General features: G+C 51.3%; 13 protein-coding genes and 1 pseudogene. 8 read left to right on the top strand and 6 right to left on the bottom strand.

The window, feature by feature from the left end; genetic code table 11:
- Genes hisD through hisIE form a run of 7 tightly spaced genes read left to right on the top strand, consistent with a single transcriptional unit; the run spans position 1 to position 6117 of the window.
- Positions 1 to 1305 (top strand): histidinol dehydrogenase, encoded by a 1305-nt coding sequence (gene hisD, locus IM314_RS17040; protein WP_193358770.1) that lies wholly within the window; start codon positions 1 to 3, stop codon positions 1303 to 1305.
- Positions 1302 to 2363: a histidinol-phosphate transaminase gene (gene hisC, locus IM314_RS17035; RefSeq protein ID WP_028013763.1), complete on the top strand. Its 1062-nt coding sequence runs from the start codon at positions 1302 to 1304 to the stop codon at positions 2361 to 2363. Before hisD ends, hisC begins: the two co-directional genes overlap by 4 nt.
- Complete coding sequence (gene hisB / locus IM314_RS17030; protein ID WP_028013764.1) at positions 2360 to 3427, top strand: bifunctional histidinol-phosphatase/imidazoleglycerol-phosphate dehydratase HisB; 1068 nt, start codon at positions 2360 to 2362, stop codon at positions 3425 to 3427. Before hisC ends, hisB begins: the two co-directional genes overlap by 4 nt.
- On the top strand, positions 3427 to 4017 hold the full coding sequence (gene hisH, locus IM314_RS17025) for an imidazole glycerol phosphate synthase subunit HisH (protein ID WP_153656627.1): 591 nt from the start codon (positions 3427 to 3429) through the stop codon (positions 4015 to 4017). Before hisB ends, hisH begins: the two co-directional genes overlap by 1 nt.
- Complete coding sequence (gene hisA / locus IM314_RS17020) at positions 4017 to 4754, top strand: 1-(5-phosphoribosyl)-5-[(5-phosphoribosylamino)methylideneamino]imidazole-4-carboxamide isomerase (RefSeq protein WP_193358771.1); 738 nt, start codon at positions 4017 to 4019, stop codon at positions 4752 to 4754. Before hisH ends, hisA begins: the two co-directional genes overlap by 1 nt.
- Complete coding sequence (hisF, locus tag IM314_RS17015) at positions 4736 to 5512, top strand: imidazole glycerol phosphate synthase subunit HisF (RefSeq protein WP_193358772.1); 777 nt, start codon at positions 4736 to 4738, stop codon at positions 5510 to 5512. Before hisA ends, hisF begins: the two co-directional genes overlap by 19 nt.
- Positions 5506 to 6117 (top strand): bifunctional phosphoribosyl-AMP cyclohydrolase/phosphoribosyl-ATP diphosphatase HisIE, encoded by a 612-nt coding sequence (gene hisIE, locus IM314_RS17010; protein ID WP_193358773.1) that lies wholly within the window; start codon positions 5506 to 5508, stop codon positions 6115 to 6117. The genes hisF and hisIE overlap by 7 nt, the downstream gene beginning before the upstream one ends.
- Before the next feature lie 40 nt (positions 6118 to 6157).
- Here the strand turns inward: hisIE and wzzB are convergent, their stop codons facing one another.
- Positions 6158 to 7138, bottom strand: a complete 981-nt coding sequence (gene wzzB, locus IM314_RS17005; RefSeq protein WP_047363188.1) for an LPS O-antigen chain length determinant protein WzzB — start codon at positions 7136 to 7138, stop codon at positions 6158 to 6160.
- A 191-nt stretch (positions 7139 to 7329) separates the two neighbouring features.
- On the opposite strand from wzzB, the gene IM314_RS17000 reads away from it, so the two are divergent.
- Positions 7330 to 8334 carry an NAD-dependent epimerase gene (locus tag IM314_RS17000; protein ID WP_063154995.1) on the top strand — a complete coding sequence of 335 codons (1005 nt, stop codon included), beginning with the start codon at positions 7330 to 7332 and terminating at the stop codon, positions 8332 to 8334.
- A 51-nt stretch (positions 8335 to 8385) separates the two neighbouring features.
- Here the strand turns inward: IM314_RS17000 and ugd are convergent, their stop codons facing one another.
- The 5 genes and pseudogenes from ugd to IM314_RS22000 all read right to left on the bottom strand — a co-directional run.
- On the bottom strand, positions 8386 to 9552 hold the full coding sequence (gene ugd / locus IM314_RS16995; protein WP_193358774.1) for a UDP-glucose 6-dehydrogenase: 1167 nt from the start codon (positions 9550 to 9552) through the stop codon (positions 8386 to 8388).
- A gap of 225 nt (positions 9553 to 9777) precedes the next feature.
- Positions 9778 to 11184, bottom strand: a complete 1407-nt coding sequence (gene gndA, locus IM314_RS16990; protein ID WP_193358775.1) for an NADP-dependent phosphogluconate dehydrogenase — start codon at positions 11182 to 11184, stop codon at positions 9778 to 9780.
- 148 nt (positions 11185 to 11332) lie between these two features.
- Positions 11333 to 12799, bottom strand: coding sequence for a glycoside hydrolase family 1 protein (locus IM314_RS16985; RefSeq protein WP_047363185.1), 1467 nt, complete (start codon positions 12797 to 12799; stop codon positions 11333 to 11335).
- 57 nt (positions 12800 to 12856) lie between these two features.
- Positions 12857 to 13729, bottom strand: coding sequence for a glucose-1-phosphate thymidylyltransferase RfbA (rfbA, locus tag IM314_RS16980; protein ID WP_047363184.1), 873 nt, complete (start codon positions 13727 to 13729; stop codon positions 12857 to 12859).
- Positions 13730 to 13777: 48 nt separating this feature from the next.
- Positions 13778 to 14029 (bottom strand): annotated as a pseudogene (locus IM314_RS22000) (hypothetical protein); the annotation flags it as partial.

Here is a 14029-nt window from a genome sequence, read left to right as displayed (position 1 = left end):
ATGAGCTTTAACACAATCATCGACTGGAATACCTGTAGCGACGCACAGCAGCGTGAGCTGCTGATGCGCCCGGCGATTTCCGCCTCTGAAAGCATCTCCCGCACCGTGGCGGAGATCCTGGATAACGTCAAAGCCCGTGGCGATGACGCGCTGCGTGAATACAGTGCAAAGTTTGATAAGACGGAAGTTGGCGCATTGCAGGTTACGGAGCAGGAAATCATTGATGCCAGTAATCGTCTCGGTGACGATATCAAGCAGGCGATGGCCGTCGCGGTGAAAAATATCGATACCTTCCACACCGCGCAAAAGTTGCAGACCGTGGATGTGGAAACCCTGCCCGGCGTGCGTTGCCAGCAGGTGACGCGCCCGGTTGCGTCAGTGGGACTTTATATCCCTGGTGGTTCAGCGCCGCTGTTTTCGACCGTATTAATGCTCGCCACGCCGGCGCGTATCGCCGGATGCCAGAAAGTAGTGCTGTGCTCGCCGCCACCGATCGCCGATGAGATCCTCTACGCGGCAAAACTCTGCGGCGTGCAGGCGGTGTATAAAGTGGGCGGCGCACAGGCGATTTCCGCCCTGGCGTTCGGGACAGAGTCCATTCCTAAAGTCGACAAAATCTTTGGCCCGGGCAATGCGTATGTGACCGAAGCCAAGCGTCAGGTCAGCCAGCGTCTCGACGGCGCTGCCATCGATATGCCTGCCGGTCCGTCTGAAGTGCTGGTCATTGCCGACAGCGGCGCAACGCCGGACTTCGTGGCCTCCGACCTGCTTTCACAGGCAGAACACGGCCCGGACTCGCAGGTCATCCTGCTGACGCCGGATGCCGATATGGCGAAACGCGTGGGCGAAGCCGTTGAACGCCAGCTTGCCGACCTGCCCCGCGCCGACACGGCACGTCAGGCGCTGGCGGCCAGCCGCCTGATTGTGGCGCGCGATCTCGAGCAGTGCATCGCCATCTCCAACCAGTACGGCCCGGAGCACCTGATTATTCAGACCCGCAACGCGCGCGATCTGGTCGACAGCATCACCAGCGCGGGCTCGGTGTTCCTCGGCGACTGGTCACCGGAGTCCGCGGGGGATTACGCCTCCGGCACCAACCACGTGCTGCCAACGTATGGCTACACCTCTACCTGTTCCAGCCTCGGCCTGGCGGATTTCCAGAAACGCATGACCGTGCAGGAACTCTCCCGCGAGGGGTTTGCTTCACTGGCTTCTACTATTGAAACCCTGGCCGCCGCCGAGCGTCTGACCGCCCACAAAAACGCCGTGACGCTGCGCGTTGCCGCCCTGAAGGAGCAAGCATGAACATTGAAGAATTAGCCCGCGAAAATGTCCGCCGCCTGACGCCTTACCAGTCTGCACGTCGTCTGGGCGGAAACGGGGACGTCTGGCTGAACGCCAACGAATTCCCGACTGCGGTGCAGTTTGAGCTGTCGCAGCAAACGCTGAACCGCTATCCGGAGTGTCAGCCAAAAGCGGTGATTGAAAACTACGCCCAGTACGCGGGTGTGAAGCCGGAGCAGGTACTGGTCAGCCGCGGCGCGGATGAGGGCATTGAGCTGCTGATCCGCGCGTTCTGCGAGCCGGGCAAAGACGCGGTGATGTACTGCCAGCCCACGTACGGCATGTACAGCGTCAGCGCCGAAACCTTCGGCGTGGCGTGCCGCAACGTCCAGGCGCTGGAGAACTGGCAGCTCGATTTACAGGGCATTGCCGACAATCTCGACGGCGTGAAGGTCGTCTTCGTCTGCAGCCCAAATAACCCAACCGGGCAGATTATTAACCCGCAGGATATCCGCACCCTGCTGGAGATGACCCGTGGTAAAGCGCTGGTGGTGGCCGACGAAGCCTACATCGAGTTCTGCCCGCAGGCGACGCTGACGGGTTGGCTGGAAGAGTATCCGCATCTCGTTGTGCTGCGCACGTTGTCAAAAGCCTTCGCCCTCGCGGGCCTGCGCTGCGGGTTTACGCTGGCGAATAAAGAGGTTATCGACCTGCTGCTGAAAGTGATCGCCCCGTACCCGCTCTCAACGCCGGTTGCCGATATTGCGGCACAGGCGCTGACGCCTCAGGGTATCAACGCGATGCGCGAACGCGTGGCGCAGATCCTGGAGGAACGTCAGTACCTTGTCACCGCGCTGAAAGACATCCCTTGCGTCGAGCAGGTGTTCGACTCGGAAACCAACTACATCCTGGCGCGCTTCACCGCCTCCAGTGCCGTATTTAAATCTTTATGGGATCAGGGCATTATCTTACGAGACCAGAATAAACAACCTTCCCTGAGTGGCTGTTTACGTATCACCGTAGGCACCCGCGCAGAGAGCCAGCGCGTCATTGACGCCCTGAAAGCGGAGAAAGTATGACCCAGAAGATCCTTTTCATCGATCGTGATGGCACCCTTATTTCGGAGCCACCAGCCGATTTCCAGGTCGATCGTTTCGACAAGCTGGCTTTTGAACCGGACGTCATCCCGGTGCTGCTTAAGCTTCAGAAAGCGGGCTATAAGCTGGTGATGATCACTAACCAGGACGGTCTGGGTACCGACAGCTTCCCGCAGGCAGACTTTGACGGCCCGCATAATTTAATGATGCAGGTGCTGACCTCTCAGGGCGTGGTATTTGATGAAGTGCTGATTTGCCCGCATATGCCAGCCGACGAGTGCGACTGCCGTAAGCCAAAGGTGAAGCTGGTTGAGCGCTATCTGGCCGAAGATATGCTGGATAAAACCAACAGCTACGTCATCGGCGATCGCATCACCGATATTACGCTGGCGGAAAACATGGGCATCGCGGGGCTGCGCTACGATCGTAACGACCTTAACTGGGCAAAGATTGGCGAGCAACTGACAAAACGCGACCGCTATTCCCACGTTGAGCGTAACACCAAAGAGACGCAGATTGATGTAAAGGTATGGCTGGACCGTGAAGGCGGCAGCAAGATCCACACCGGCGTCGGTTTCTTTGACCACATGCTGGACCAGATCGCCACCCACGGCGGTTTCCGCATGGAGATCGCGGTAAAAGGCGACCTTTATATTGACGATCACCACACCGTGGAAGATACCGGCCTGGCGCTGGGTGAAGCCCTGAAGCTGGCGCTCGGCGACAAGCGCGGCATCAACCGTTTCGGCTTCGTCCTGCCGATGGACGAGTGCCTGGCGCGCTGCGCCATGGACATCTCGGGTCGTCCGCACCTGGAATACAAAGCTGATTTCACCTACCAGCGCGTCGGCGATCTCAGCACCGAAATGGTGGAGCACTTCTTCCGTTCCCTGTCCTACACCATGGGACTGACGCTGCACCTGAAAACCAAAGGCAAAAACGATCACCACCGCGTGGAGAGCCTGTTTAAAGCCTTTGGCCGTACGCTTCGCCAGGCGATCCGCGTGGAAGGCGATGCCCTGCCCTCGTCGAAAGGAGTGCTGTGATGAACGTGGTGATTCTGGATACCGGATGCGCCAACCTCAACTCCGTGAAATCGGCCATCGCGCGCCACGGCTATGAGCCGGTGGTGAGCCGCGATCCGGACATTGTATTGCGCGCTGACAAGCTTTTCCTGCCGGGCGTTGGCACCGCACAGGCGGCGATGGATCAGATCCACGCCCGAGATCTGGTCGATTTGATCAAAGCCTGTACCCAGCCGGTGCTGGGGATTTGCCTGGGCATGCAGCTTCTTGGCCGCCGCAGCGAAGAGAGCAACGGCGTTGACCTGCTGGGCATTATCGACGAAGACGTACCGAAAATGACCGACCACGGCCTGCCTCTGCCTCATATGGGCTGGAACCGGGTTTACGCCAAAGCGGGTGACCGGCTGTTTCGCGGCATCGAAGACGGCGCGTACTTTTACTTCGTGCACAGTTACGCCATGCCGGTGAACGTCAATACCATCGCCCAGTGCACTTACGGTGAGGCGTTTACCGCGGCGGTGCAGAAAGACAATTTCTTCGGCGTGCAGTTTCACCCGGAACGCTCTGGCGCCGCGGGCGCGCAGCTGCTGAAAAACTTCCTGGAGATGTGATGATTATTCCCGCGTTAGATTTAATTGACGGCACGGTTGTCCGTCTCCACCAGGGCGATTACGGCCAGCAGCGCGACTACGGAAAGGACCCGCTGCCGCGCCTGCAGGATTATGCAGCCCAGGGTGCACAGGTGCTGCATCTGGTGGATTTAACGGGCGCGAAAGATCCGGCGAAGCGCCAGATCCCGCTGCTAAAAAAACTGGTTGCTGGTGTTGACGTGCCCGTGCAGGTCGGCGGCGGCGTACGCACCGAAGACGACGTGGCCGCTCTGCTGGATGCGGGCATGGCGCGCGTGGTGGTCGGTTCAACCGCCGTGAAAGATCCTGAGACGGTGAAAGGCTGGTTCCGCCGTTTTGGCGCCGACGCCCTGGTACTGGCGCTGGACGTGCGCATTGACGAACAGGGTAATAAACAGGTGGCGGTCAGCGGCTGGCAGGAAAACTCCGGCGTAACGCTGGAAGCGCTGGTCGAGACGTATCTCCCTGTGGGCCTGAAGCACGTGCTGTGCACGGACATCTCGCGCGACGGCACGCTGGCGGGTTCCAACGTTTCTTTATACGAAGAAGTTTGCGCCCGTTATCCGCAGGTGGCATTCCAGTCATCTGGCGGCATCGGTGACTTAGCCGATATCGCCGCGCTGCGCGGAACGGGGGTACAGGGCGTGATTGTGGGCCGGGCCCTGCTGGAAGGTAAATTTACGGTGACGGAGGCGATTCAATGCTGGCAAAACGGATAATTCCTTGTCTTGACGTGCGCGATGGTCAGGTTGTGAAAGGCGTGCAGTTCCGCAACCACGAGATCATTGGCGATATCGTCCCGCTGGCAAAACGCTATGCCGATGAAGGCGCTGACGAACTGGTCTTCTATGACATCACCGCCTCCAGCGATGGCCGCGTGGTCGATAAAAGCTGGGTCGCGCGCGTGGCGGAAGTGATTGATATTCCGTTCTGCGTGGCGGGCGGGATTAAGTCTGCTGATGACGCCGCCAAAATTCTCTCTTTTGGCGCCGACAAGATTTCCATCAACTCCCCTGCTCTGGCCGAGCCGGAACTGATTACCCGCCTGGCCGATCGCTTTGGCGTGCAGTGCATAGTGGTAGGGATTGATACCTGGTTCGACGCCGCGACCGGCAAATATCACGTAAACCAATATACTGGCGATGAAAGCCGGACGCGCGTGACGCAGTGGGAAACGCTCGACTGGGTGCAGGAAGTGCAGAAGCGCGGCGCAGGTGAGATCGTGCTGAACATGATGAACCAGGACGGCGTGCGTAACGGTTACGATCTCGAGCAGCTGAAGAAAGTTCGCGCGGTGTGCCACATTCCGCTGATTGCCTCCGGCGGCGCGGGCACCATGGAACACTTCCTGGAAGCCTTCCGCGATGCGAACGTGGACGGCGCGCTGGCCGCGTCCGTGTTCCACAAACAGATTATCAATATTGGTGAGTTAAAAACGTACCTGGCCGACCAGGGCGTGGAGATCAGGGTATGTTAACACAGCAACAACAGACGCAGCTGGACTGGGAAAAAACTGACGGATTACTGCCGGTGGTTGTACAGCATGCCGTCTCAGGCGAAGTGCTGATGCTGGGATACATGAACCAGGACGCGCTGGTAAAAACAATCGACAGCGGCAAAGTGACGTTTTTCTCGCGCACGAAGCAGCGCCTGTGGACCAAAGGGGAAACCTCGGGGCACTTCCTGAACGTGGTCAGCATGACGCCAGACTGCGATAACGACACCCTGCTGGTGCTGGTGAACCCAATCGGACCAACCTGCCATAAAGGCACCAGCAGCTGTTTTGGCGAGGCGAGCCACCAGTGGCTGTTCCTGTATCAGCTTGAGCAACTCCTGGCGGAGCGTAAAACGGCGGATCCTGAGAGCTCCTATACCGCGAAGCTGTATGCCAGCGGGACTAAGCGTATTGCGCAGAAGGTGGGTGAAGAAGGTGTTGAGACGGCGCTGGCCGCGACCGTACACGACCGGGAAGAGTTGACGAATGAAGCGTCGGATTTGATGTATCACCTGCTGGTGCTGCTGCAGGATCAGGAACTGGATTTGACGGCGGTGATTGAGAATCTACGAAAGCGTCATAAATAAAAAAACCGGGGATTTTCCCCGGTTTTTTTTAATCTGCAAATCAGGCTTTTGGCTTATAGTTGCGTAATGCGTTACGCGCCAGTACCACTACAGAACCCATCATCAAGCCCAGCAGCACGGCAAGAGTCAGAATGATTGGTTTTTTGGGGCTGTCACGATGTACAGGCAGATTTGGTTTCATAACGTAACGGTAGACGTGGATAGTATCCGGGTTTACGTTCAGATTTTGAATATCCAGCAAGTTTTGTCTGGTCTGATAGTAAGCAGCAGAAAAGACCAGCGGGCGTGACGCTTCATTGTCAATCATCGATTTCAGACCGTCGCTTCCCAGCAGAAACATCGTTTCCTGAGTCACATCCTGGGTTTGCTGAATGCGCGGCGAGGTAATTTTCGCCGCCTCAGCATTTTTCAGCGCCTCAGCAATCTGTTTGATTCGCAGCTCTTTCTGCTCTTGAGCGACCTTTTCCTGGCTTACCAGAGAATCGTTCAGGGATTTAATCCGTTCCTTGATATTGTCCTTGAGGTCAAGGGCAAGTTCTTTTGCCGTCTGTTCATCTACTTGCTGAATGTACTGCGCTAACTGCTTTTGAGCCGCTTCAGCAGAAGTGCTGATATAGGAGACGGTTAATGGCAACGTTTCCCCTTTAACAGCAGGCTCAATGGTCAGTTTTTCTGGCACGTCCTGATTGTCCAGCGCCTGCGATAACGCTGAGAAAGAAGAGTTAAAACGTCCAATAGCGCGCGTTTGGATGTCCAGCATCGAAGGAGCAGCGCTGCCGTAGAGGATGTTCAATGCATTTGAATAAGTCGCTATCTGGGCCGCATCTGGTTGTGCAATAATCGCCCGTGAGGTCCACTTTTCCTTTGCGACTGATAGATATCCTATCGCCATGGCAATAAAAACAAAAACAAAAATTGCTATCGTCCACTTCCCACGCCACAGCTGTAGCATTAATGCAAGTAAATCAATGTGCTCAGGGTCATTGCTTCGGCTGACCGGACTATTGTTGTTTTGCGTCATACAATCCCTAACAGATAAAAAGGGGGAAAATTATTATGTTTGCATAGTGTATATATTGCTGAGGATTTTTCTATAAGAATCCGATGAGTTATATCGGAAAGATGCGTTATGTAACTCGCCCCCTTCGCGCTATCATAGTCACTATGTGATGCGTTATCGCATCTGTAAGCGTTAGGTATTTGAGGAAAGATATGAAATTTCTGGTAACGGGTGCAGCGGGTTTTATCGGTTCGAATGTCAGCAAACGCCTCATTGAGGGCGGTCATGAGGTTGTCGGTATTGATAACCTGAACGACTATTACGATGTTAATTTAAAGCTGGCACGTCTGGAACGGCTACAATCTGAGCGATTCACCTTCCACAAGATGGAATTAGCTGACCGGGAAGGTATGGCTGCGCTTTTCGCTGACGAGAAGTTCGATCGCGTTATTCACCTGGCCGCACAGGCAGGCGTACGCTACTCCCTGGAAAACCCGCATGCGTACGCCGATGCCAACCTTATTGGCCACCTCAACGTGCTGGAAGGCTGCCGCCATAACCACGTTCAGCATTTGCTGTATGCCTCATCCAGCTCCGTATATGGCCTCAACCGTAAGATGCCCTTCTCCACTGACGATTCCGTAGATCACCCGGTTTCACTCTATGCCGCGACCAAAAAAGCCAATGAGCTGATGTCGCACACCTATTCGCATCTCTACAACCTGCCGACCACCGGACTGCGCTTCTTTACCGTATACGGTCCGTGGGGACGCCCGGACATGGCGCTGTTTAAGTTTACTAAGGCGATGATTGAAGGCAAAAGCATCGATGTCTATAACTACGGCAAGATGAAGCGCGATTTCACCTACATCGATGATATCGCTGAAGCAATTATCCGCCTGCAGGATGTTATTCCCCATCCTGACGCAAACTGGACCGTCGAGACTGGCTCACCGGCAACCAGTTCAGCACCTTACCGCGTTTACAACATCGGTAACAGTTCGCCAGTAGAACTGATGGACTATATCACCGCGCTGGAAGAGGCGCTGGGTAAGAAAGCCGAGAAAAATATGTTGCCACTCCAGCCGGGCGATGTCCTGGAAACCAGCGCCGACACGAAAGCGCTCTATGACGTGATCGGTTTCAAACCGCAAACCTCGGTTAAAGACGGCGTGAAGAACTTCGTTGACTGGTACCGCGAGTTTTATAAGGTCTGAAAATAAAAAACCCGGCAAATCAGCCGGGTTTTTTATTTTAAAGTAATAGAATTAGTCGCTACCGAACAGATCGCGGGTATAGACTTTGTCAGCGACGTCAGCCAGCTCTTCGGCCATGCGGTTCGAGATGATGACATCCGCTTCCTTCTTAAAAGCATCCAGATCGCGGATCACGCGGGAATTGAAGAACTGATCTTCCTGCATGGCCGGTTCATAAATAATAACCTCAACGCCTTTCGCCTTGATGCGCTTCATGATCCCCTGAATGGAAGAGGCGCGGAAGTTATCGGAACCGCTCTTCATGATCAGACGGTACACGCCGACCACTTTCGGCTGGCGCGCAAGAATAGAATCGGAGATGAAATCTTTACGCGTACGGTTAGCGTCAACAATCGCCGATATCAGGTTATTCGGCACAGCCTGGTAGTTTGCCAGCAGCTGCTTGGTATCTTTTGGCAGGCAATAGCCACCGTAGCCAAATGACGGGTTGTTGTAGTGGTTACCAATACGCGGGTCGAGGCAAACCCCTTCAATAATCTGGCGGGTATTCAGCCCAAGACTTTCTGCATAGCTGTCGAGCTCATTGAAGTACGCGACTCGCATTGCCAGATAGGTGTTTGCGAAAAGCTTAATAGCCTCTGCTTCGGTGGAGTCTGTGAAAAGCACCGGAATATCTTTCTTCACCGCGCCTTCCTGAAGCAGCGCAGCGAAACGTTCAGCGCGCTCAGAGCGTTCACCAATAACGATGCGGGAAGGATGCAGGTTATCATAAAGCGCTCTCCCCTCACGCAGGAACTCAGGCGAGAAGAAAATATTATCGATACCAAACTTTTCTTTGATGGATTTGGTAAAGCCGACAGGAATGGTTGATTTAATAACCATCACCGCATGAGGATTAATCGCAATAACATCTTTGATAACCGCTTCTACGGTTGAGGTGTTGAAATAGTTGGTTTTTGGATCGTAGTCAGTAGGCGTCGCAATGATGACGTAATCCGCATCGCGGTATGCATCTTCTTTATCTGTCGTGGCGCGGAAATTCAGCGGTTTGTTGCTGAGATAGTCCTGGATTTCTTTGTCGACAATCGGCGATTTCTTCTGATTGAGCATATCCACTTTGGCCTGCACGATATCCAGCGCAACCACTTCATGGTTCTGAGCAATCAGAATGCCGTTAGAAAGACCGACATACCCTGTTCCGGAAATTGTTATTTTCATTCGCTTATGACTTCTTTGAGTTAACTGTATTGATGGCCGGCAGACCATCGCGATAAACATAACTGTTGGGCTTTGTACCTCCTGGCAAACAGCACTGTCAAGGCAAACCAGGAGTAATCACAACGAGGGGGATGAGATTCAGACTACTTCGAATAATGCGCGGCATTTTTTGCATAAAAAAACCCGGAGACAGGCTCCGGGTTTGATGATAGCGAGTAAGTTAACTTATTCCATCCATTCGGTGTGGAACACGCCTTCTTTATCCGTGCGCTTGTAAGTATGCGCGCCGAAATAGTCACGCTGTGCCTGAATCAGGTTGGCAGGCAGAACGGCAGCGCGGTAGCTATCGTAATACGCCACCGCAGCGGAGAAGGTTGGAACCGGGATACCGTTCTGTACAGCGTAGGCAACCACGTCACGCAGCGCCTGCTGGTACTCGTCTGCAATCTTCTTAAAGTACGGTGCCAGCAGAAGGTTAGCGATACCTGCGTTTTCAGCATAGGCATCGGTGATTTTCTGCAGGAACTGCGCACGAATGATGCAACCCGCGCGGAAGATCTTCGCGATCTCGCCGTAGTTCAGGTCCCAGTTATTCTCGTCTGACGCCGCACGCAGCTGAGAGAAGCCCTGCGCGTAGGAGACGATTTTACCCAGGTACAGGGCGCGACGAACTTTCTCGACGAACTCAGCTTTGTCACCGGCTGGTTTAGCCTGTGGGCCTGACAGCACTTTAGAAGCCGCAACGCGCTGCTCTTTCAGAGAAGAGATATAACGCGCAAAGACGGATTCGGTGATCAGAGACAGCGGCTCGCCCAGATCCAGAGAGCTCTGGCTGGTCCATTTACCGGTACCTTTGTTCGCTGCCTCATCCAGAATCACATCAACCAGGTATTTACCCTCTTCATCTTTTTTCGTGAAGATATCTTTGGTGATGTCGATCAGGTAGCTGTTCAGCTCGCCTTTGTTCCACTCGGTAAAGGTTTCAGCCAGCTCTTCATTAGAGAGATTCAGGCCGCCTTTCAGCAGGGAGTATGCTTCTGCGATCAGCTGCATATCGCCGTATTCGATGCCGTTGTGCACCATTTTTACATAGTGACCCGCACCGTCCGGACCGATATAAGTCACACACGGCTCGCCATCTTCCGCAACAGCAGCGATTTTAGTCAGAATAGGCGCAACCAGTTCGTACGCTTCTTTCTGGCCACCAGGCATGATAGATGGGCCTTTCAGCGCGCCCTCTTCACCACCGGAAACACCGGTACCGATGAAGTTGAAGCCTTCAGCGGACAATTCACGGTTACGACGAATGGTGTCCTGGAAGAAGGTGTTACCGCCATCAATGATGATGTCGCCTTTTTCGAGGTAAGGCTTCAGGGAGTCGATAGCTGCATCGGTACCTGCGCCCGCTTTCACCATTAGCATGATTCGACGAGGCGTTTCCAGAGACTCAACGAACTCTTTCACCGTATAGAAAGGAACCAGCTTCTTGCCTGGGTTCTCGGCAATCACTTCTTCAGTCTTATCACGGGAGCGGTTGAAAACGGAGACGGTATAACCACGGCTTTCGATGTTGAGCGCCAGGTTGCGCCCCATCACTGCCATACCGACAACGCCGATCTGTTGCTTGGACATTACATACTCCTGTCAGGTGTGGTCCCACCAGGTACTTCCCGGTGGATATATTATCGAATAATCTTAACTCAGAAATCGAGAGCAGAGGTAGGTAATTATGGTCATTAATACACTTTAGCCATAACAAAAGCATGGCTTTATCAAGTGGTCATTTTTGCGTCGTTGAGATACATTGCTTTTTATATTCTTTAATAGTTTTCTGGTAAATATAATAGCTTAACTTAGGTATACGTTTCAAATTCTTATCATCGAAATCGACACCAATTATTCCAAATCTATTCTTGTAACCCCATAACCACTCGAAATTATCGAGCAAGCTCCAAAATAGATAGCCCTGAATATCCAATCCTTCCTTTTTTGCATTCATAACGGCAGTAACATGTCTCTTGAGATAGTCTGCTCTCAACTTATCAGAAATGACCCCTTCCTTAAGTTGTTCATCAGCTAAACCAAAACCTGCACCATTCTCAGTAATAATGAAGGTAGGATGAGCATATTCGGCATCAATCTTTTTCATCATTGTAACCAACGCCTCAGGAGAAACAGGTCCGTTGACGGATGGTTTTTTATCTGGGTTAGGGACATTACCTATTTCAAACGGTTCAGATTTATCATGCCTAACCAATGTTGGACCATAATAATTTACGCCGATGAAATCAGGTTTTCCTTGGGTAATCAATTGCATATCTTGAGATGTGGGCTTAAATTTAGGATATGCTGATTGATACATTTTCAATACTGAATCTGGATATTTTCCCTTATATAGAGCATCGAGAATCCAGTTGTTGTGGAGATCGTTACATAACTGCTCAGTAGTACTATTTGGATGTCCATTATCGATGCAAGGAGATAAGTTTAACGCAATGCCAATACGTCCATCATATTTAGCCTTATGGTAATTACGTACCACCATCGCATTTGCAATCAAAAGGTTGTGTAATGCTACCGCTTGTTTTCCACGAGACGCTACGGACAAAACGTCACGGTATCCGTCTGGTTTTTTTTCAATGAGATTTGCTGCAAGGGGTTCAAGAGTAAAAACATAGCCTTCAGGCTCATTAAAGGTAATAAAATTATGACTTTTATTACCAAAATTCTCAAAAATTACTTGCGCAAATTTTTCGAACCACACTGGTGATTCAGGGTTAGACCAACTACCTTTTTTATAAAGCGCTAATGGCATGTCCCAGTGGTAAAGTGTAATCACCGGCTCAATATTAGCTTCTTTTAAGTCAGCAATAAGTTGGTTGTAATATTCTAATCCCTTTTTATTTACCGTTACACCGTCAGGCATGACCCTGGACCAGGATATGGAGAAGCGGTACGAATTGACACCTAATTCTTTCATGAGTTGTATATCTTTTAGATAGACATCCCGAGAAATTTGATTGGCTGCAACATCTCCATTTTCAACGGTACCAATAGTATATTTTGTTACTTCATTATGAGTAAAATAATCCCAGTTTGAAGGACCCTTTCCACTCTCATTCCAGCCACCTTCAACCTGGTAAGATGAGGATGCCGTGCCCCAGAGAAAATCACATTGCTGTTTTTCACCAGAGAATGCAGGAGGTAAAAGAAGCGCAGAGGTAAGGAAAAAATATTTTGCTTTCATTTTATAATCAAAACCTGATAGCTATTAAGGGTATGATATTGTTAATTTTATGAATAGCTATTTGCTATTTTTTATTAAATTGAGCAAATACTGACCGTAATTGGTCTTGCTCATTTCATTCCCGTAGGTCAGGACCTCACTCTCAGTGAGCCAACCGTTACGGTAAGCAATTTCCTCCAGGCAGGCGATTTTGAACCCTTGTCGTTTCTCAATAGTATGAATAAATTGTGATGCTTCGATTAAACTGTCATGGGTACCGGTATCGAGCCATGCAAAACCTCGTCCCAGTAATTCTACCTGAAGATTTCCCTGTTCGAGATACATCTCATTCAGCGTAGTAATTTCAAGTTCACCGCGTGCCGATGGTTTAACACGTTTTGCCATATCAACCACGTTTGCATCATAAAAATATAGGCCAGTAACAGCCCAGTTGGATTTAGGTGCAGCTGGTTTTTCTTCTATGCTTAATGCCTTGAAGTTTTCATCAAACTCAACAACACCAAAACGTTCTGGATCCATTACCTGGTAGCCAAAAACAGTAGCCCCGGCATTACCTGAAACAACCGATTCAAGTTTCCTACCAAAACTCTGCCCGAAGAAAATATTATCACCTAATACTAAGGCACATTTATCACCAGAGATAAACTCTTCACCAATTATGAATGCTTGCGCAAGGCCATCAGGAGACGGCTGAACTTCATAGGACAAATTAATTCCGAAACGACTACCATCTCCTAACAAACGTTTAAAAGAAGGCAGATCTTCAGGTGTTGTGATTAAGAGAATATCACGGATACCCGCAAGCATAAGCACCGACATTGGATAATAAACCATAGGTTTATCATAAATGGGTAAAAGTTGTTTAGAGACTCCACGTGTAATTGGGTGTAAACGTGTTCCTGAACCGCCAGCAAGAATAATACCCTTCATTCTACTACCTCAATACTCTTAAGCTAAATTAGAATTAATATCTATCAATTAAACAACATCTTTTCTGATATCAGTTGAGCACAATGTTTTTACCCATGAGTCTACGCTATAACGCGAAATTGCATCCGTATGCTTTTCATTATACGGGATATCAAAAAAAGCAGAGTCTAAATAAATATTTTTGCGGTCTATAAAATAAAAATTTTCAGATGCATAAAAGTCGTAGTCCTTAACTCTGCTATTAGTAGTTATGAACTTCCTCTTTAGAGGTAAGCATTCTATTGTTCTCATCGTCAAACC

It is taken from the genome of Enterobacter cloacae complex sp. P42RS, from assembly GCF_014930595.1.
In the GTDB taxonomy this organism is placed as follows: Bacteria; Pseudomonadota; Gammaproteobacteria; order Enterobacterales; family Enterobacteriaceae; genus Enterobacter; species Enterobacter bugandensis.
This window is presented reverse-complemented; position numbering and strand designations above follow the sequence as displayed.